Source organism: Aquabacter albus, assembly GCF_040049275.1.
Lineage (GTDB): Bacteria > Pseudomonadota > Alphaproteobacteria > Rhizobiales > Xanthobacteraceae > Aquabacter.
Window position 1 is genome coordinate 260,004 of record NZ_JBDZDT010000001.1, and the last position, 20,682, is coordinate 280,685.

Sequence of the window (20,682 nt, forward strand, 5' to 3'; positions counted from 1 at the left end):
GGGGTCGCACACCGTAGCCATGGATCGAAGGGCCCATAGTCATGACAGGAATTCCCGTGCTGCGGCATGCGGCTTTCAGCCGGTTCATCGAGGATTTCGGCCAGTTCATCGAAATCGGGCTGTTTGAGGGAATTCACGATGTTGCCCGCCTGGGGAGAATTCCAACATTGGAACTTAATGCGGACCATTCGGATCTCCCTATGGCCTGGCGCCATCTCGGATCGCTTCCGCCACAGAACGGCCCTGCGAAACCAGAACGTCCACATGCCGAAGCTTCGAGACGATCTCGTCAGGCTTGTGCTTCTTATGCGCCATAGCGCCATCCAAAACCGGCCGGGACGCATGCTTATGGAGGGCCGCTTTTCAGGAGGCAGGCCACATCGGGTGGAGTGGCCCGACGGCCGCCGGGCGCAGCTCTTTCCCGGCCATTCGAAGCGCATGATGCCGCTCGGCCGCGCCGCCGCCCGTCGTCGGCGTCAGACGGAAGCGCCGGGCTGATATGTGGGGCGTTCAAAAGGCCCTCCTCTCCCCTTCCCGTGAGGAGAGTTAGCCCTCGGAATTGCACCGAGAAGCATAGCGACCCGGTATTGCTGCTCTTGGCATAGGTGCGCAGCACCTGCCCGTTCTTCAGGTTGAGCCGCGTCGGCTGCGGCGGATAGGCGCCGCACCCTGACGGCCTGCGTCAGAAGTCCAGAGAGAAGCGAACCGACCCCATGTTGCTTGAGGTATGCTCGGAGAAGGCGCCTTCATACTCCGCCCGAAGGTGGATGCCGTTCTTCAGGCCGGCGAGGTCGATGCCCGCGCCGATCCGGCCGAATACGTCGTCCATGGGCAGCAGGACGGAGAAACCGTCCACCCCTGCCGGCGCAGCCTGGAGCCGCATCGTGCTGGTCCAGCTGTCCGTGGTGGAGAAGGTGGCGCCCACCTTCGCATAGCCGCGCAGGACATAACCACCCTCGAGGTCCAGCCGGGTGCCGAACTCTAATGCCGGCGTCGCAAGGCCGGTCCATTGCGAGCTGCCGGAGACCTGGAGGTCGAGCAGGCCGGCGCCGGTTTCCGAATAGCCGGACAGGCTCGTATAGACGAGGTCGAGGTCCAGGAACGGCCGCGCGTAGAAGCGGTCCCAGGCGAAAGTGTAGGCGGCCCGGAGGCGGGCGCTGGCACCGCCAAGATCGCTGGTGCCCTCGGCGATGCCGCCGATGGGGCCGACCACCGCCGTGCGGTTGATGTCGAACGAGCCGAAGCTGCCGCTCACAGCGGCGGCGAACAGCCAGGGCCCGATCTCGTGCTTCAGGCTCGCGCCGACCCAGCCGGTGCTGCCGTCCGACGAGCCGCCGCTGCCCAGGATGGAGCTGTCGTCGAAGCCGGCGGCGATGCCGTAGAACCAGCCCGGCGCGAACTCCCTCTGCAAACCCACGGCGTAGCTGTAGAGGGTGTCGCTATAGCTGCTGCCGCCGTCGAAGGCGCTCTGGTTGAACTTCCCGCCGGCGGCGGCCGCCCAATAGCAGCTTGTCTGCGCCACGATGGCGGTCTCGCCCTCGAAGATCGGGCAGCTCATCAACCGGTCGAGATGCTGCTGGGCGAGGCTGATGCTCTGGGCGCCGCTGGCGTTCACCGTGTCGGCGGCGAGGCTGGACAGCACGCCCGGATACTGGCCGGCCTCGATATTGGACAGGGCGCCGAACAGCGGGCCGAAGACGCCGCCGCCGGCATTCCAGATCGCCTGCAGGTGAGAGGCCACGCTCTGCTGGCCAGCATTCAGGCCGAAGCCGAGCTTGGTGAAATCGGCGGTGACCGAGACGGCATAGTCGCCGCCGCTGCGGGTAACGTCGAAGTCGAACACATTGGCCGTCATGCCCTGTAGCGTGCCGGTGGCCTCGCCCTGCACCTGCAGGAAGGTGAGCGAGCGGTTCGGCAGCAGGTTCGAGGACAGCACCTGGAGCCCGCCGTCGAGGGCGGCATTCCCCAGGACCAGGAGCCGGTCGATGGTCCCGGTGCTGAAATTGGCCTGGGTGACGACGAGCCCCCCCGACGTCTGGGTGAGATTGTCCTCAAGCGTCACCGTCCGTGGTCCGCCGAGCGCAGCGACCAGCGCCGCCCGGCCATTGACGAGGCTGCTTTCCAGCCTCGGGCCCACACGTCGGGCACCGAGGCGAGGAACACCATGCCGGCATTGTTGAGGTCGCCCCTCAGCGTGCCCTGCGGCACCAGCACGCCGCCGTTCTGGTTGTTGAAGGAGCCGCCATACAGGGGCGTCTTCAGCCAATAGGAGCCCACCACCGTGCCGGAATTATAGACGTTATTGTGGCCGACGCCGGTCGCCTGGATGGCCTGGCCGGACTCGGAGCGGACCAGGCCGCCGGCGCCGATGTTGATGGCATTTATCGAGTTGGTGCTGTCGACCCAGACGCCCCAGCCACCGCCGCCCGAGCCGCCGGAGACATAGCCGTTCACATTGACGGTGATGACACCGTTGACGGGGTAATCGAGGTTGTCCGCCATGCCGGTCGACTGGGCGAAGATGCCGGTCGCGTGGGCTCCCGTGGTGACGAGCGTTCCGGCCTGTGTGACGGTGACGCTGCCGCCGGTGCCGTTCGAGCCGGCGCCGCCGCTCGTGCCGGCCCGCATCGAGCTGGCGCCGTCGGTGGACGACCAGATGCCGCCGCCCGAGCCGACGCTCTGGGCAAAGATGCCGTGCGCATTCGCCCCGGTGGTGAGGATGGTCGCGTTGCCGGTATTGACGGTCACCGACTGGCCGTCGCCGAAGGCTGCGGGCGCGCTCAAATGGCTGCCGGAATCGAAGGCGATCGCCGACAGCGAGGCGGTGTTGGAGGTCGGCAGCACGGCGATGCCGTAGCTGCCATTGCCATAAGTGAGGATGTTGCTGCCATTGCTCAGATTGATGGTGGTGGTGTCGCCATTGCCGGCCGCCCCGCCGGTTTCGCCGACCGCGAAGGCGCCGGAGAGGCCCCGACGCCGGCGCGAAGGGATTGGGGATGTCGATCGCCATGGCCTTGGCGGAGGCCGAGCCGGCCATGCCGCCGCCGCCGCCGACCGACTGCATCACGATGCCATAGGCCTGCTGGCCCTCGGTCGTCACGCTGCCGGCGCTCCCGTCGAAGGTGATGCCGCCGCCATTGCCGGTCGCGGTGCCGGAGCCGCCGACCGAAACGACGGTGAGGGTGGTGCCACCGCCGACGCCGCCACCACCGCCGACCGACTGGCCGACGATGCCATAGGACTGCACGCCCTGCGTGGTGATGGTGCCGGAATTGGCGAGCGTCAGCGTGCCGCCGGCGCCGCCACTGCCGCCACTGCCGCCGATGGCGACGATGCCCGAGCCGCCGCCGGCACTGCCGACGCCGCCGCCGCCGCTCAGCGACTGCACCTCGATGCCGGCTGATTGCGCACCCCAGGTCTGGATCGACCCGAGATGGGTCACCTTGGTGTCGCCGACCGTGCCGGCCGAGCCGCCATTGCCGCCATCCGAATACAGTATGTTCCCACCCGTGCCGGAGTTGCCGCCATTGCCCGACTGGTTCTGGATCAGGATGCCCTGCGACTGGTCGCCAAAGGTGATGATGGTGGCGATGTTGCTGACCGAGATAAGGCCGGTGCCCCCACCGGCGCCGGCCCCGCCGGCCGCGCCGAAGAACAGCGAATCGGCGTCGCCGCCATTGCCGGCCATGCCGCTGATGCTCTGGGCGAAGATGCCGGGTGAGGCGGTGCCGACGGTCGAGATGGTGCCGGAATTGGCGAGGACCTGCACCATCCCCGTCGAGCCGCCCGTGCCGCCCGTGCCGCCATCTTTGTCGCCGCTGCCGGCCTTGCCGCCATTGCCCGCGTCGCCGCCCTGCGACAAGGCCCAGATCGCTGGGGAATTGGTCGCGCCGGCGGTGGCGACGTCGCCATAGCTGACGATCGTCACCGTGCCGCCATTGCCGCCCCTGCCGCCCTGCCCGCCATTGCCGATGAGGCCGCCTTCATAATCGCCGCCGGTGCCACCGGTGGAAACCGCATAGATGGCCGGCGACTGGTCGAGCGCCGTGCTGACCTTCACCGACGCCGGCAGCGCTGCGGAGCCGACATGGACGCTGACGACGCCGCCGCCATTGGCACCGTCGCCGCCGGCGCCGGCGACGTCGAAGGCGCTGTAATTTATGCCGTTTCCGCCCGCCCCGCCGAAGGCCAGGGCGGCGATGGCCGGCGATTGCAGGGCCTGGTGGAGATAGTCCGCACCGTGCCCGCCGGGGTTGCCGAGGTCGCAGCGAAGATGACGTTCACCGGCCCGGAGCTGCCGCCGTCGCCGCCGCTGGAGTGGTTCTGCTGCAGGCCGCCATCCCCGCCCCGGCCACCGACGGTCTGCGCCAGCACGCCCGGCGTCAGCATGGCGGCCTGTCCGGAACCGCCGGGCGCGAGGCCGCTGGACGTGATGGTGACGCTGGAATCGTAGATGCTGACGTTGGCGCCCTGGGTGTTACCGCCGTGCCCGCCCGCCGCATGGTCGTAGCCTTGGCCGGCGATGCCACCCCAGGAGGAGGCGACCACACCGGCCCCGACGAAGTCGCCGGCGCCGGCGAACGGGCCGGTGGCGGGATTGGGATTCGGGAAGGCGCGCGCGAAATCCTCGCTCTGCGAAGGCGGGGCATTGGCCTGGACGATGGAGACGTCACCGCCAAGTCTCGTCTCGACGACGGCCATGGCCGCATCGCCGCCGCCGCCGCCACCGTATTCTTTCCCGGCCTTTGTCGTCGCCGTGCCGAAGCCGCCCTGACTTACAGCAGCGAGGCCCACCGTCTGATTGAGCTCGGGGGCGCCCCAATTGACGGCAAGGCTGACTGCGGCAGTGCTGGTGAGGCCCGCGCCGCCGCCGCTGCCGCCCGTCAAGCCATACCAGCCGACGCCGGCATTGCCGCCGGTGGATTGGGCGATGACGCCGCGCACGCCCGAGCTGGTGCTGGGTCCGTATTGGACGCCGCTATAGGCTGTCAGCGGCGCACTGAGCGTAAGCCAGACGTCGCCGCCATTGCCGGGCGCCTTGCCGATGCTGGCATATTGCGGCGTGCCGTTGCCATCGGTGCCGGTGTAATAGGCAGTGCCGCCATTGCCGCCATGGCTGAGGGCCCCGACCTAGATGGTCTGGAAGCCCGCGTCGCTGACGCTTTGCGGCGTGGTGTCGTTGAAATTGACCGTGCCGCCTGAGGTGTCGGCCGTCGGCGTGGCGGACTCGGACGTCGCATTGGTGCCGTTGAAGCCGTTGTTCTGCTGGATCTCGGCCGCGCGCGGGGCACCGGTGCCGACGGCCAGCATGGCGGCAAGGGCGAGTGCCACGGTGGAGACGGAGGACAGGAACTCTGCCCTTGGGGTCGCCTTGGCCAGATTCTTCCGGCTCTGCTTCTGCACGACGATACGCTCACACCCGGTGGCGACATCGCCACCTGCGCCAGAACTATTCATCACATGCCCCACCCGCCGACCCCAGAACGTAGTAATCACGTGCATAAAAGTGATACTTCGCTCAAGATCATCGTTATTATGCTTATATTTTCGATTTTTCAGCGAAATCAGATCTTGAACTGCAATATCTTGCCGATGATCGCAGGATCAAGCCGCAGTCGACGAAACGGCGCCGCCAGTCGATGAAGCGGCGGGCGCGCACGTGCCAGTGCGCGGGGTGCCGATGGCGGTTGGAGGTCGAAAAGGGATTGGCGTTTCCGGTGATGCCGGGCAACGCGCACAAGCCCGCATTCGCGCCGGGATCGCGGATTCATTCACCCAGATGCCACGGCCTTGCCAAAGGCCCTTTCGCCTCGGCCGCCCTATACCAGAAACGCCGTTGCTCTCCGCTCAGAACTGCACCGACAGGCGCAGCGATCCCATGTTGCGGGACGTATGCTCCGAAAAGGCGCCCTCATACTCAGCCCGAAGGCCGAAGCCGTGCTGAAGTCCCGTCAAGTCGATTCCCGCTCCGACCCGGGCATAGATGTCGTCCATGGGCAGCACCACGGAGAAGCCGCCGGCAGCGGCAGGAGCGGCAAGCAAGCTCACCGTATTCGACCAGCTGTCGGTGCTGGAAAGGGTGACCCCGGCCTTGGCATAGCCGCGCAGGACCATCCCGCCATTAAGATCGAGCCGTGTCCCGAACTCGACCGCGGGGGTCGCGAGCGCCGTCCATTGGGCGCTGCCTGAAACCTGGCGGTCGAGCAGGCCAGCGCCGGTCTCCGCATAGCCGGACAGGCTGGTATAGAGCAGGTCGAGATCGACGAAGGGCCGCGCATAGAAGCGGTCGCCGCCGATCGTATAGGCCGCCCTCAGGCGTGCAGCGCCTGCGCCCAGGTTGTTCGTGCCCTCGGCAAGGCCGCCGAGGCTTCCGAGCGCCGCCCATCGCGTGACGTCGTAGGAACCGAAGCTTCCGCTCGCGGCCGCCGCAAACTGCCAGGGGCCCGTCTCATATTTCAGGCTGGCACCGATCCATCCCGTGCTGCCATTGGCGGAGGTGGCCCCGCCGCTGATGAGGCTGTCATCATAGCCGGCGGCGATGCCGAAGAACCAATGCGGCGCGATTTCCTTCTGCATTCCCACGGCATAGCTATAGACGGTGTCGCTATAGCCGGCCGCGCCGCCAAAGGCGCTCTGGTCGAAGACCTGTCCCGAAGCGACGGCCCAGACGCAGCTCGTCTGGGTCACGATGGCTGTCTGTCCTTCGAAGACCGGGCAGCTCATCAGGCGATCCAGATGCTGCTGCGCGAGGCTGATGCTCTCCGCGCCCGTCGCGTTCACCGTTTCGGAGGCGAGGTTGGACAAAACCGCCGGATACGCGGCGAGATTGATATTGGCGAGGGCGCCGAACACTGGCCCAAGGCCGCCGCCGCCGGCGTTCCACGCCGCCTGCAGATGCCCTGCCGCGCGTGCCTGGCCGGGATTGAGACCGAAGGCCGGCTGATTGAAGTCCGCGGTCGCCGAGACGGCGTAGCTTGTGCCGCTCTGCGAGACATCGAAATCGAACATATTGGCCTGCGCGCCATCAAGCGTGCCGGCGGCCGTGCCGGAGACATCTAGGAAAGTGAGCGGGCTGTTCGGCAGCAGGTTCGAGGAAACGACCTGCACGCGGCCATCGAGCACGGCATTTCCGCCGACCGAGAGGCGATCGACGGTCCGCGCGCTGAAATCGGCATCGATGACGAGGACGCCCGTCCGGGTCTGCACGAAATCGCCGGTGAGCGTGGTGCGGTCGAACGATCCGGGCGTGCCGATGAAGATTTGGCCCCTATTGACCAGTTGCGCCGCGGCGACGGTTGATCCGGTGTGGAGCGAGCCCGTGGGGCCGTTGGTGAAGGTGCCGGTGCCGAGGCTCACCGAGCCCGAAGCTACGCCGTCATTCTGGACATCGACGCCGCTGGAGCCCGTATAGGCGATGAGCTGCCCCGACAGCGCGCTGATCGAAGACGTCACATCGACGGTGATCAGGTTGTTCTGCGTGGGATCGGTCGAGGAGGGATGGATGCCGCCGTCCACCCAGATCGCAGCGCCCTCGCCGGAGCCGCCCTGGATCCGCGAACCGATCAAGTTGACGACGACAGTCTGCGCCCCGGTATTGGCTGCGGCGCCCTGCACCGGCGCGCTCTGCGCGAAGATACCGACGCTGTTCGCGCCCGTCGTCTGGATGAAGGTGGAGTCGAGATTGACCGTGACCTGGCCGGCGGTGCCGGAGCCTCCCGATCCCGTGGAGCCGGCATAGAGTGTGCTGCCATAGCCGATCAGGCCGCCGCCGGCGGCAACGCTCTGCGCGATCACGCCGTGAGCGCTGGCCCCCGTCGTGTTGATGCCCCCCACAAGGTTCAGCGTCACGGCTCCGCCATTGCCCTGGGCGGCGGCATTGGCCGGCAAGGTGGTCGAGAGCGTCGGCGTGCCGTTGACGTAACCCGCCACGCCGCCGCCACCACCGATGGACTGGGCGACGATGCCGTGGGCGCCCACGCCTGATGTGGTGATGTTCGAGCTAGCCTTGGTATCGAGCAAGGTGACGGTGACGGCACCGCCGTTCTGGAGGATCCCGTTGGGCGTGCCGCCCAGGACGGGCATCACGGTCGCGGTGCCCGGCACGGTGAAGCCGAGGCCGCCGCCGCCGCCGATGCTCTGCGCCAGCAGGCCGATGGCATTGTTGCCGGAGGTCGTCACCCGCAGCTGCGAATTGACCGAGACTTCGCCGCCATTGCCGTTGGAGCCGGTGCCGCCGCCCACCGCCAGCGAGATGGAACCGCTCGTTTGCGGCGTGGTGAGCGAGACGCTCCCGCCCGCGCCGGCGATGCCGCCGCCGCCGCCGATGGATTGCAGGACGATGCCGTGCGCACCGAGGCCCGAGGTCGTCACGGCATTGAGGCTCTTATCGAAGGCCGTGCTGGAACCGGTCAGGCTGACCGAGCCGCCGCTGCCGGCCCCTCCCCCCGAGCCCCCGCCGCTCGCCCCGATGGTGATGACACCCGACGCGGTGTCCGAGCCATTGGCGGCCACGCCGCCGCCGCCGCCGACGCTTTGCCCGACGATGCCATAGGCCGAATATCCCGACGTGGTGACCGAGCCGTTTTCCAGCGCAAGGTTGACCTGCCCGCCGGCACCGCCGCCGCCGCCGGCGCCGCCGATGCCACCGCCCAGATTGAGGCTGATGACAGGGGCCGCGCCCGAGCCGGTGGCGGTCGCGGTGCCGCCCTTGCCGCCGCCGCCACCCACGCTCTGCGCCAGGATGCCGTGGGACCAGTCGCCGGCCGTGGTGATGAGTCCCGCATGGGTGACGTTGATCGTGCCGCCGGGGCCGCCTTCGCCCCCCGTGCCGCCGACCGCCATGGAGAGGGTGGCGGAATAGGGCTCGGTCTTGCTGATGCCCGTATTGGTGATGAATTCGCGCAGCCAGACGCCGTCCTGCAGGATCAGCGGGCTGTCAGCGGAAGCGTCAGAGCCGGCCGAGCCGCCGAGACCGCCGCCGCCGCCGATGCTCTGCGCCAGCACGCCGGGCGCGTCGCCACCATGGGTGGCGATCTGCCCGTTCACCGTCACGTTGACGATGCCCCCGGCCCCGCCGCCGCTGCCGCTGCCGCCCACCGTGCCCTCCACGGTGCCGGAGGGGGTGACATTCTCCAGATAAGGTTTTCCATCCTGCACCTTCGCCACTTGGAAGGTGAAGCCCAGATCGAGCATGCCGCCGCCCGAGGTGCCACCGCCGCCGCCAATGCTCTGCGCCACGATGCCCGCCGACCCGGAGCCGAAGGTCTGGATGCTGCTGCCGCTGTTCAGCGTGACGTCGGCCTCGCCGCCATTCCCGCCGCCGGTGGAAGCGCCGCCGACACCAATGGCCAAGTGGCCGTTGCGCGTGCTGCCATAGTCCGCCGTGGTGCTGGATCCGGTGCCGCCATTGCCGCCGCCGCCGCCGATCGACTGGACGAGGATGCCGTTGGAATAATCACCAACGGTCAGGATGCTCGCCGCCGCCGTGTCGCCGAGCGTGACCGCGACCGTGCCGCCATTGCCGCTCCCGCCGGTCTGGCCGCCGACCGAAACCGCGATGTCGCCCGTCCAGGTCTGCACCGACTTGTCCGTATCCGGATTCTGGCCCAGCGTCCCGGCCCGGCCGTAGGCGACGGTCGCGGCCATGGCGGAGGAATCGCCGCCATTGCCGCCGCCGCCGCCGACGGACTGCGCGATGACCGCATGCGAGCCCTGGCCCGCGGTCTCGACCACGGTGCCGCCGCCGAGCGTGAGAGTAACCGCGCCGCCGTCACCGGCGGAGCCCCCTGCCCCCCCGACGGAAGACGCCACCGAGCCTGCGACCTCCTTCGTGGTGGCCGGAATATGGAGGGCAATGGCCACCGCCTGGGCGGAGGCCGTGCCGCCATTGCCGCCGCCGCCGCCGATGGACTGCGCGACGATGCCGTAGGCATCCGTGGGCAGCACATTGGTGGGGGTCGACTGCGGCACGGTGAGGGAGGGTGACTGCCCGGTGCGAACCTGGAAGTTGGACGTATTCACGGTCACGTCGCCGCCAGCGCCGGCCGTGCCGCCGGAACCGCCCACCGCAACCCCGATCGAAATGCCGACGCCGATGGACTGGGCGTAGGCGCCGCCGGCATTGCCGCCGCCACCGCCGATGGATTGCGCGACGACACCGATGGCGCCGCTGCCCTGGGTGGTGATGCCGCCCCCCGTCCCGGCAAAGGATGCCGCACCGCCGCCGCCGCCGGTGCCGCCCGTGCCGCCGACGCTGACTGAGATGAAGGGCCCGAAGTTCGGATCGTAGCTGTAACCCGCATTGCCGCCGGTGCCGCCGCCGCCGCCGATCGACTGGGTCAGTACGCCGAATGCTTGCGACCCAGTGGTGTCGATGCTGCCGCCGCTCATGGTGACGCTGCTGGTCGCGCCGTACCCCCCGGCGCCGCCGCTGCCGCCGACTGCGAACGGTCCCGTGGCGTCGCCGCCCGTGCCGCCGCCGCCGCCGATCGACTGCGCGACGATGCCGACGCCCTGGCTGCCCGAGGTGGTGATGGTGCCGGCATGGGTCACGGTGACGGGACCGCCATTGGACGCAAGACCGGAGGAGCCGCCGATGCCCGAATTGGCGAAGTCGAGGGTTCCCCCGTCTCCCCCGCTGCCGCCGATCGCCTGCGCCAGGATGCCGAACGCACCCTGCCCGGAGGTGATGATCGCGCTTCCCGCCTGGCTGGTCACCGTGACAGAACCCACGGCGCCGGCCGTGGCCCCACTGCCGCCCTGTCCGAAGATGCCGCCGGAGGCACCGCCGGCACCGCCGCCGCCCGACAACGCCTGCGCCACGATGCCGTGCGAAGCGGCGCCCAACGTGGTGATGCGGCCCCAGTTCTCCACCTCGGCCGCCTGGATCGCGGTGGTGTTGTTTTCGACGTAAGTATGGCCGGCCTGACCGCCAGCCCCGCCATTGCCGCCGACATTGGCGAAGATATCCGACGTGATCGATCCGACGCCGCCATAGCCGCTGACGCTGGACGCAATGATGCCGGGCGATGCCGCCCCATAGGTGGTGATGGATGTGCCCGCCTGGTCGAGCACCACGTAGACAAAGCCGCTATTGCCGCCATTGCCGCCGGGCTGCGGCGTGGAGCCGAAATTCGGGTTGGCGATACCCGCCGCGCCGCCCAGCCCGCCCTCGGACCGCGCGGCGATGCCGGGCGAATAGGCCCCTTGCGTGACGATGCTGGCGGTATCGATCAGGCTCACATTGATGTCGCCGCCGGAGCCCGCGGCGCCGCCCGCGCCGGCATTGCCGGACTGGCCGGTGTCGCGATTGCCGCCATTGCCGCCATTGCCGCCCTGCGTCCCCACCACGATGCCGGCGGCGTAGGAGCCGTTGGTCTGGATGCTCGAAGACCCGCTCATCGTGGCGGTCGCGTCGCCCGCGGTGCCGCCCGCACCGCCATAGCCGGCATCTCCGGCGGGGTTGTCGTTGGTATCGTAGGTCGAGCCGTCGCCGCCACGGCCGCCGATCGCGAGGACGACCATGCCCGGCGACAGGGCTCCCGTGGTCGAAAGTGCGGCGGTACCCGCAAGGCTCGCCCCGGCGCCGCTCGCGGCGCCGCCCTTGCCGCCATTGCTATCGTTTCCGCCCTCGCCCACCCCGTTGACGAGGTGGTTGTTGCCATCGCCGCCGGCACCGCCGGTGCTGCGCGCCAGAATGCCGGCAAACCCGTTGCCGATGACGGAGACCTGCGCGTCCTGCACCTGCACCGCCGCGCCCCCAGCCGTGCCGCCGGCGCCGCCGGCGATCACCGGATTGGCACCGATCTCATGGCTCGCTTCGTACGGCGACCCGCCGGTGCCGCCCTGGGTGAGCGCGGCGACGGCCGCACCTGTCAATATGGGGAAGGCACTGATCGGCGTCGGGGGAGTGTAGCCGGGCGGCACGTCATTCTGCGAGGTGATGAAGACGTTCCCGCCCTGGGTGAGCGTCACGAGGGCGCCGGCAGCGCTCCCGCCGCCACCGCCGGAATAGTCCTGGGTATAGGTCGGCTGTCCGTCGGCACCCACGCTGGCCGCGACGATGCCGAAGGCAACCTCGCGGGGGAGCGGGGCGCTCCCGCTGCCGAGGTTCCAGTTCCAGTTGACGCCGACCTGGCCGCTATTGTTGACCACCACGGTGCCGGCGCTGCCGCCCACCGCGCCGCCGCCGCATCCCGTCCCGTTGGTGTCGCACTTGCTTCCGGACGCACCGGCGCCCTGGCCGGCAAACCCGCCATTGGCGGTCGCGGAGATGGCGCGAAAGCCGAACACGTCCGAACCGGTGGAATAGGATTCCTGGCCGGAGGTGTATCCGCCGATCGTGAACGTGGGGCCATTCAGGCCGACGCTGACGGTGCCCGAATTGTTCACCGTCACGTTGCCGGCCGCGCCGCCATTGCCGCCATTGCCGGAGCCCCCGAACGTGGGGAGCCCGAAATCGTCGGTTCCGTTGGAGAGCACGCCGCCGCCCTGTCCACCAACGGCCTGAGCAATCAACGCCATTCCCCCGCCCGGCAGCGTGGCGGCAGGCATTGCGATGGACGACGTGTTGTTTACGACAACGTCGCCCGAATTCCCGCCTGCCCCGGCATCATACTTGCCGTTGGAGTTGCTGTAGCTGCCGCCATACCCGCCCACGCTCTGAATCCAGAAGGCGTTTGCATTTATCCCGGCCGTGCCGTTTCCGCCGAGGCTGATGGAGTTGCTGTTCGTCGCGGTGACCGTGCCCGTGATCCCGCCGGCGCCGGCGGGCCCGCTGCTCGATCCCATCCCCGACGTGCCGGTGACGTTGGCATTTAGCCCATAGCCGTATGAGCTGCTCAGAGGGAAGGTGATGACCTGGGTGTTATTGAACTGTGTTGCGTCTGTCGGGGAGTTGCTGTTGAGGAAGATAGGCACGCTGACCGGGTTGCCTGCCGGAACGTCGGCGACACAGGGATTGGTGCCCGTGCATGCGACGGTGGTCTGGGCCGCCACGGACCCGGCAGGCAGCATGGCCAGCATCGCCAGTCCGAGAGCGGCGGACCCGCCTGTTATGACCGGGCCGGTCTTGCTCCCACCGCGCGCGCCGAGGCCGCGCGGCACGGACGCCGCCGGGCCCCGCTGGGGCGCCGATCGCGCCGGACCGTGCGCTGAGCACAATATTGCTGTCGAAGACACCGAAGAAGATAGCGTCGCCGGCCGGATGATCGACTTGGGCAGGGGGGCCGCCCGCCCGGCTGTTCCAGCCAGTTTATACCGAGCCACAACCTCATGAGGTCCGATCGCGCTCTTCACGGCACATCCACTTATCTATATTTTTGCGGAAGATTATTTTTGTTATTTTACGTAAACATCCCATTGTAGGATATGTACTGCACTCTTATCGAACGAAGAGGAACGTCGCTCCTTTTCCGGCAGTATCGGACGGCGGTAAAGGGGTCAATGCTCATTCGATGAAACGGCCATTCCGGTCGATGAACCGGGTCCGCACACTCTTGTTTGGGATGCATGCGCCCTTGGGGCTTAAGGACCCAAGGCGCCTGAATGCCTCAGCGGGCCCACACCGGCGCTATGGCGCCCGTCAGCGCAAGACGCTGGCATCGCGCGCAGGCGGCGGGGCACGGCCGAGGAAGATCTGCGCCTGGAGGTCTGTCCATTCCACGCCCTGCATATGATCGAGATTGACGATCACGGAGCCGCTCAAACGGTAGAAGGGCGGATTAGGCAGCCGCAGGCCGCACAGAGCCTAGAGGCGCGCAGACGGACAGAGCCGCCATGCACGCCGCCTATTCACGCAGCGGCAGAAATGACCTGCCCTCAGAACTGGACCGCGAAGCGCGCACTCAATTCCTGCGAGAGGTAGTTGTCGCCAATGTCGGCCTTGTATTCGGCGCGGACTTCATAGCCCTTGGTGTCAAAGAGCTGCACGCCGGCGGCGAGGTTGACCAGCGTGGAGGGCATGGTCACTTCGGTCATGAAGTCGCCAATGGCGTCGTCCGCATCCGAGAGGCTGACGCCGATGGGCATGCTGTCCTTCGCGAAGAAGGTCATGCCCACAGAGCCGTGGGGCCGCAGCCACAGGCTGGGGGAGAGATCGAACCGCCCGCCGATCTCCACATTCGGGCTGAAGGCGAAGTTCCATTGCTGGGCAGAAGCGAAGTCCAGCGTCGTGCCGATGCCCTGCTCCTGATAGGCCGGCATATAGGTGTAGAGCACGTCGAAGTCTGCATAGGGCTTCACGTACCAGGTGGAGAACGCAAACTCGTAGCTGGCGCGGAACCGCCCACCGCCGGTCAGCACGTTTGAGGTGCCGGTCGCCTGATCGACGTCGTCTCCGATGTCGATCACCCGGTCGGTCTGGTAGCTGCCGAAGCCGAGATGGCCGGAGAGCGCGAAAAGCCACGGCCCGATCTGGTGCTTCAGCGAGAGCGCGGCGTCGGCGCCGTTGCCCTCGGTCGAGGAGAAACCGTCGCTGCCGTTGAGCCATGACTGGGTGAAGCCTGCGGTGGCGCCAACGAACCAATCGTCGATCACTTCCCGCTGGATGCCGACACGGTAAGTGACAGCACTTTGATTGTAGCCGGAGGCTTCGGCGGAGCTGGTCTGGTCAGTCCATGTGCCGATGATACGTGCCCAGGCGCAATTGGATTCCTCCATGAGCGTGCTCGAGCCCTCGAAGATCGGGCAACTCAGGGAAGCATTCATAGACATGCGGGCGTTCAGCGTCTGAGACGTGAGCGTGCTGGAGGATTCTTCGGGAACGAGAGAATCGATGCTCTGCATGTACTCCGCGGCGGATGTCACGCGGGCGAAGTCGCCAAACGTATTGGCCATCTGGTCGTTGATGGAGTTCGCCCCTGCGTTCCAAGCCCTCTGAAGATAGGCCATGACCGATTGTTCGCTTGCGTTCGCCTGGAGGCCCGCGATCGGCACGAAATTGGCTTGGGGCTTAACGTAGAGATCTTGGAACGGTTGCCACATGACCACCATTCCATCCTTGCTGACAGGATCAAGGGACTGACTTCTTCGCGTCTGCCACGTGAAAGGTGCAGCGTCATTGGCGCCAAAGACGCCAATACTCCCGCTCATACTTCCCCTGGTCGTGATTACTTTAAATTCTTCCGGCCTCAGCCCGCCCACGACATGGACCTTGATCTTGCCAGCGAGATTAACGTTGACGTTGGGGTCGGCTCCGAGCCCGAGGATCCCTCCGCTGTTGCTGCCGCCGGCTCCCGTGATGCTGAGCAGGTCACTCTTCGGCTGGCCCGTCGCGGAGGTCGACGTGACATCGACGCGCATGGAGCCTCGATCGTTCTGCCGGAATTCAGCAGCGCTTACCGACAGCTTGCCGAAGGTGCCGTTACCGCCGATGTCCAGCGTGCCGAAATTCTCGAAGAGGCCCCTCGGCCCCACAGCGACAACGCCTTGTCCCTCAAGGCTTTTATAGGTTCCGAAGTTGGAGAAATCATTGTAGGCATCCAGGACGCCCCCTAGATCGACGTCTCCTATGACCGTGCCGTCGTTGAACACACGATCATTTCCAAAGGAGGCAATGATCGCCTTGCCAGACTCGGCCCCGACCTCCGAACCGGGGGCGATCTGGACCCTGTTATAATAGCCACCATCGATGCGGATTGCGGCGCCCGAGCCAGAGCCGCCCCACAGCTTGCCCTCGTGTTCGATCCTGATGGCATTCACCTGACCGGACAGATCGTAAGCAATCCTCGTCGGATCGAGAGAGCCGTCCGACTTCTGCACGCCGGTTTGTGCAAAGATCGCGTAGGAGTCTTTGCCGGTGGCAGAGATATCGCCTCTGGTATTGATCTTTATGACTCCGCCGACGCCCTTCATCAGCGCATCCCGGCCCGCGCTCTGATTGACCGATGGCATGTTGCCGCCGTCCACGTTGAACCAGGCGCCGCCGCCGCCACCGAGGCTCTGTGCGAAGATGCCATGGGCGCGCTCGCCGGTGGTCGTGATGGCAAGCTTGGCGTTGCGATCCTGCATGTGGATGTCGATCAAGCCACCATTACCGGTCGCGCCGTGCTTGCCGGTGCGAAAAAAGCCGATAGAGGGCAGAGGGAACCCGTTGGGCCCGATGATCGGCTGAGGAGGGATATATCTGCTCCACTCCGTCGGTCCCTTGATCGTGACCGATCCCTTGCCGGCCCCCGCATATCCGCCGCCGCCGCCGATCGACTGCGCGAATACGCCTGATGCGCCCGCCCCGCTCGTTGTAATCTTGGCGCCCTTGGCGAACTCCACCTTGACCGTGCCGCCATCTCCCTTGGTGCCCGACGAGCCACCCAGGACGGTGTTGCGGATGATCTCCGAGGCGGGCAGTGCGTGGGCGCCAAAGCCACCACCGCCACCGATCGATTGGGCAAAGATGCCCATGGCGCCGAGCCCCGTGGTCTGGATCGTACCGGAATGGACCACCGAGACGGCCCCGCCATTGCCTTCGTTCTTGCCCTCGCCTTCGCTGCCGCTCCTCGCGCCGCCACCGATATTCACCGAGGCCGTCAGCGGCGGCAGGATGGAGTTGCCGTCCCGTCCGGCACTGGCGTCGTCCCCGATAGCGCCGAGGCCGAGGTCCTTCAGGACGTCATTGGCCGCGTTCAGGGCGTCCAGTTCTGCCTGCGAGGTCACCAGCAGGTCCGCCGACACCGGAGACTTGCGATCGAGGAAATAGGCCCCGCCTCCGCCACCGACGCTTTGCGCCACGATCGCATGGGCCTCCTGGCCGGCGGTGATGATCTTGCCGCTGTTCTTGACAATCGCATCGCCGCCCTTGGAGAGGGCCTCGGTCCTGCCACCCAGATTGACGATCGCGGAAACGGATGCCACGGCATCGGTATTCGCCGCGCCGCCGCCCACGCCGCCGCCACCACCAATGGATTGGGCGATGATGCCGAACGATCCACCCCCTCCGGTCTCGATGGTGTCCGAGTTCGTCACCATCGCGATGCCGCCGGCGCCGCCCTTCGCACCCGTCCCGCCGATCGATACGCCAATATTGTACGAATTGGATCCGCTGGTCGCCCCGCCGCCGCCGGCACCACCGCCCCCGCCGATACTCTGGGCAAAAACGCCGTAGGAAATGTTGCCCTCGGTGAAGAGCTTGCCGGCATTGGTGATTTCCAAATCTCCACCGGCTCCTCCATCACCTCCACTGCCACCGATACTCACGTTGATCGATGTCTGCCCCGGGCCAGCTTTGGGAGTCTTCCCAACCACGCTAGAGATGGCGCTTTTCAACGTGTCTGTGAACTGATCTTTGATATAATTGAGAACTCCCTGCTTCGTCGTCTCGAGGAGGGCGTTCACGAGAACGGAGGAGATGGGAATTTCGGGAATCTGGTCCAGCTTATTCTTAGCGCGCTCCAGATTATCCTTCCTAATTTGCTCATTCTTCTTTATATCATCTTTGACTGAGCCCCAAAATATCTTTACATCCCCAAGTATTGTCTTAGCCGCCGCGAGGCGCTGCTGGGTGGTGCTGTTCTTGTCGAGGAACGCCGCCTCCGCAACCTTGGTCTTCGGGTCGACGAACTGCTGGGTCAGGCGCTTGTTGACCTTGATAATCTCGTCCGCGAGCTGAAGCACCGAATTGGTCACCGCCTGCGCGCCGCCGGGGACCGAACCGCTCTTCTTCGCGCCGGACATCGATCCGCCCGCGCCGCCACCGCCGCCGATGCTCTGGGCGAAGATGGCGGCCGAGCCGTCGCCTTTCGTCGTGATGGTCGCATTGGCTCCGTTGGAGACGATAACCTTGCCACCGGCCCCGCCTTTGCCACCGCTGCCTCCAAGGGACACTCTGACAGCGTACTCGCCTGCACCATTGCTCAGATAGCCACCGGCATTGCCGCCGCCGCCGCCGATGGATTGGGCGATGATGCCTTTGGATTCATTCAATGATGTGGTGATCGAGGACCAGTTTAAAACCTCGACCCCGGCCCCGTTGCCGCCGTCGCCGCCGGATCCCCCGACCGCCACGTTGATCGACAACGTGTTCGCGACCGGCAAAGCTTCCGACCACAGCGACAGTTGGGGATCATCGGTGGGCACCCCCTTCTTTGTCGTGGCGGATCCGGCGCCGCCATCCCCGCCGCCACCGCCAATGCTGACCGCCTGGATGCCCGCCGAGAAGGCCCCCTTCGTTTCAATGGACTTGAGATTGTTCACGGTGATGGCACCGCCATTGCCGCCGCCGCCGCCACCACCACCGACCCCGACGGACACCGCCAGATTCCCGTAGAAGCCTGCAACATCCGAGACGGCTGATGCGCCGCCGCCGCTACCCCCGCCGCCGCCGATGCTGGTGGCGAGAATGCCATAGGCCTTTTCGCCCTTGGTCATGACCGCTGAGGCGTTGACGACCGTGACCTCGCCTCCGAAACCACCGTCGCCGCCCGTCCCGCCCAAGGCATAGGTGATGCTGAACGAGGGAGAGCCGGGAGGTGCCGCCGCGATCGCAGTGGCACTGGCGCTGCCGGCGCGCCCGCCGCCGCCCCCGACGCTTCGCGCCTCGATGCCGTGCGCCTCCTTGCCGGATGTGGTGAGAATGGACGTGTTGTTGACGGAGACGGCCCCGCCGGCGCCCCCTTTGCCGCCCGCTCCGCCGATGGCGTACGCCACGGACACGTAAAGGCCGGCCGACACTGCCTGCGCCTCACCGCCAATTCCGCCGCCGCCGCCGACGCTTTGCGCCAGGATGGCGCTGGAGGAATTGCCCTTCGTGGTGATGGACGGAAGCACGCTGCCGCCAAGAACCGACTCGGAGGAGGGTATGACCTCGACCTTGCCTCCATCGCCGCCGCCGCCGCCGCCGCCTCCGGCAGCGGTACCCAGTATGATGCTGAGGACGGTCCTGGAGCCTCCTCCCGAGCCGCCACCGCCGCCCACGCTCTGGGCCAACATGCCGATGGCGGAACTCCCCTCGGTGAGGATCGAGCCATCGTTTGTGACGGAAACATACCCGCCATTGCCGCCGGCGCCGCCCGTGCCGCCCCTGCCAGCTGGGAAGAAGGCGCTGGAACTGCCGCCGCCGGCACCACCGCCTCTCACGGACGCCGGCGTGATGTCGGTCTTCTGGAAGGCGTTGACTGCGCCCCCGCCTCCGAGGCTCTGGGCCATGAGACCCACAGAGCCCTTGCCCCGTGTGATGATCGACCCGCTCTGGACGACGTCGACCCTGCCGCCGCTCCCCGCCGCCCCGCCGTCGCCGCCGCTACGGCCGCCGAACGCAGGGGCTCCGTTTCCGCCAACCCCGCCCATGGACATGGCGACGAGACCGAAGGAATATTCCTGCGAGGTGGTGATGGAGCCGGCCTGAACGGCGGTGACCGTCCCGCCATTGCCGGCCTTGCCGCCCCCGCCGCCTCCGGACATTCCGGTATAGTCGCCGGACGGTGCCTGTGTGACCTGCTGACCGCCGCGGCCGCCCACTGACTGGAGAAGCACGCCCGTGGATGTTACGCCAGCGGTGACAATAGTGCCGGAATTCGTGAAGGTGATGTCGCCGGCCTGACCGGACCCAGGCAACACGTTCCGATAGGTTCCGCCATCGACCCCGGCGCCGCCAATGGATTCGACGATCACCGCCGGTGCATAGCTTCCCTTCGTGAAGACGCCAGCCTCCTTGGCAATCTTCACGTCGATGTTGCCGGCATTGGCGCCCGGATATTTGCTTACATTCTCAGGATAGACCCCGGTCGCCCAACGGGGATTGTAGACATTGTTGCCGGTCTGGCCGCCTATGGATTTTGCCCAGACGCCGGCGAAGTGATCCCCGGTCGTCGTCACGGTTGCCTGAAGGTTCAGGGTGACCGATCCTGCCTGTCCGCCTTTGCCGTGGGCGGGCGGACCTTCGGGGCCGTCCCGGCCGACAATCCCATCTCCGCCGAGCGAGTAGATGCTGAGGAGCGCGGTGTTGCTGGAAAGGTTTGCGCTGCCGACGATGGCGCCGGTCTGCGTGAGGGAGACGTTGCCGGCACGTCCGCCATCCTTGCCGGGGGTATAGTAGGTCATCGAACCTCCTATCCCGCCGGCTGAAAACACTTCCCCCCGCTTGCCGTCACCGCCTTCCGAGCCGACTTCGACAGCGGTGGATTTGGCGGGCTGCCCGATGTTCGAGGCCGGGTTCACCAGCGTGACATCGCCCCCATCCTTGCCGGGCGTGGAATCTACCGGGAGGTTGCGACCATCCGGCCCCTTCGACATGTACCAGTCCGTGCCGTCCGCGCCCTTGCTCACTTGCCGGACGCCTTGCGCCGCCACCGGCTGAGCCGCGATCCACACACATGAAAATGAGAGCGCGACGACGCTCACACCCGAAAGAAGGGTTTTACGCAAAGACATCTGGACTTCCCCCCAGCAAAAGAAGCCTTATTCGAAAACTATCGACCCCACCAATCGGCACAAAACTAGAACATAAAGCGCGTCAGAGGACATGAACCTTCGACTTTTCAATAGATAAAATCTCTGCCTGTAAATATCAAAAATATTACGCAATCTTTCACACTATGACGGATGTGCGACTGGGACACTTAGGGGGTCGCCCGCGATTTTAACCTGCTCCAGTCATCATGTATTGATCATATACTTTAGAGCGCCCTTTTGGTCTTATTCGGTCATTGAAAACGGGCGGGCGAAGTTCGCGACGTCATTCTCTACGCTCGG

10 protein-coding genes are annotated in these 20,682 nt (G+C 66.6%); 4 read left to right on the forward strand and 6 right to left on the reverse strand.

The annotated features are described in order from the left end of the window. The first annotated feature begins 41 nt into the window (after nucleotides 1-41). Nucleotides 42-317, forward strand: a complete 276-nt coding sequence (locus ABLE91_RS01090) for a hypothetical protein (RefSeq protein ID WP_348928317.1) — start codon at nucleotides 42-44, stop codon at nucleotides 315-317. A gap of 365 nt (nucleotides 318-682) precedes the next feature. Here ABLE91_RS01090 and ABLE91_RS01095 read toward each other — a convergent pair whose 3' ends face one another. Both ABLE91_RS01095 and ABLE91_RS01100 read right to left on the reverse strand, forming a co-directional pair. Beyond that, nucleotides 683-2,137 carry an autotransporter outer membrane beta-barrel domain-containing protein gene (locus tag ABLE91_RS01095; protein ID WP_348927622.1) on the reverse strand — a complete coding sequence of 485 codons (1,455 nt, stop codon included), beginning with the start codon at nucleotides 2,135-2,137 and terminating at the stop codon, nucleotides 683-685. Beyond that, nucleotides 2,059-2,844: a hypothetical protein gene (locus ABLE91_RS01100; RefSeq protein ID WP_348927624.1), complete on the reverse strand. Its 786-nt coding sequence runs from the start codon at nucleotides 2,842-2,844 to the stop codon at nucleotides 2,059-2,061. Before ABLE91_RS01100 ends, ABLE91_RS01095 begins: the two co-directional genes overlap by 79 nt. A 34-nt stretch (nucleotides 2,845-2,878) precedes the next feature. On the opposite strand from ABLE91_RS01100, the gene ABLE91_RS01105 reads away from it, so the two are divergent. The 3 genes from ABLE91_RS01105 (at nucleotide 2,879) to ABLE91_RS01115 (ending at nucleotide 4,157) form a co-directional block, all read left to right on the forward strand. Beyond that, nucleotides 2,879-3,403, forward strand: a complete 525-nt coding sequence (locus ABLE91_RS01105) for a hypothetical protein (protein ID WP_348927626.1) — start codon at nucleotides 2,879-2,881, stop codon at nucleotides 3,401-3,403. Continuing rightward, complete coding sequence (locus tag ABLE91_RS01110; RefSeq protein ID WP_348927628.1) at nucleotides 3,324-3,914, forward strand: hypothetical protein; 591 nt, start codon at nucleotides 3,324-3,326, stop codon at nucleotides 3,912-3,914. Before ABLE91_RS01105 ends, ABLE91_RS01110 begins: the two co-directional genes overlap by 80 nt. Before the next feature lie 108 nt (nucleotides 3,915-4,022). Continuing rightward, nucleotides 4,023-4,157, forward strand: a complete 135-nt coding sequence (locus tag ABLE91_RS01115) for a hypothetical protein (protein ID WP_348927629.1) — start codon at nucleotides 4,023-4,025, stop codon at nucleotides 4,155-4,157. A 1-nt stretch (nucleotide 4,158) separates the two neighbouring features. On the opposite strand, the gene ABLE91_RS01120 is transcribed toward ABLE91_RS01115, so the two are convergent. The 4 genes from ABLE91_RS01120 to ABLE91_RS01135 form a co-directional block, all read right to left on the reverse strand. Beyond that, complete coding sequence (locus tag ABLE91_RS01120; RefSeq protein ID WP_348927631.1) at nucleotides 4,159-4,944, reverse strand: hypothetical protein; 786 nt, start codon at nucleotides 4,942-4,944, stop codon at nucleotides 4,159-4,161. Nucleotides 4,945-5,130: 186 nt separating this feature from the next. Next, on the reverse strand, nucleotides 5,131-5,457 hold the full coding sequence (locus ABLE91_RS01125; RefSeq protein ID WP_348927633.1) for a hypothetical protein: 327 nt from the start codon (nucleotides 5,455-5,457) through the stop codon (nucleotides 5,131-5,133). Nucleotides 5,458-5,847: 390 nt separating this feature from the next. Further along, complete coding sequence (locus ABLE91_RS01130) at nucleotides 5,848-13,104, reverse strand: autotransporter outer membrane beta-barrel domain-containing protein (RefSeq protein ID WP_348927635.1); 7,257 nt, start codon at nucleotides 13,102-13,104, stop codon at nucleotides 5,848-5,850. A 714-nt stretch (nucleotides 13,105-13,818) separates the two neighbouring features. Beyond that, nucleotides 13,819-20,331, reverse strand: coding sequence for a hypothetical protein (locus ABLE91_RS01135; protein WP_348927637.1), 6,513 nt, complete (start codon nucleotides 20,329-20,331; stop codon nucleotides 13,819-13,821). Nucleotides 20,332-20,682 lie beyond the last annotated feature (351 nt).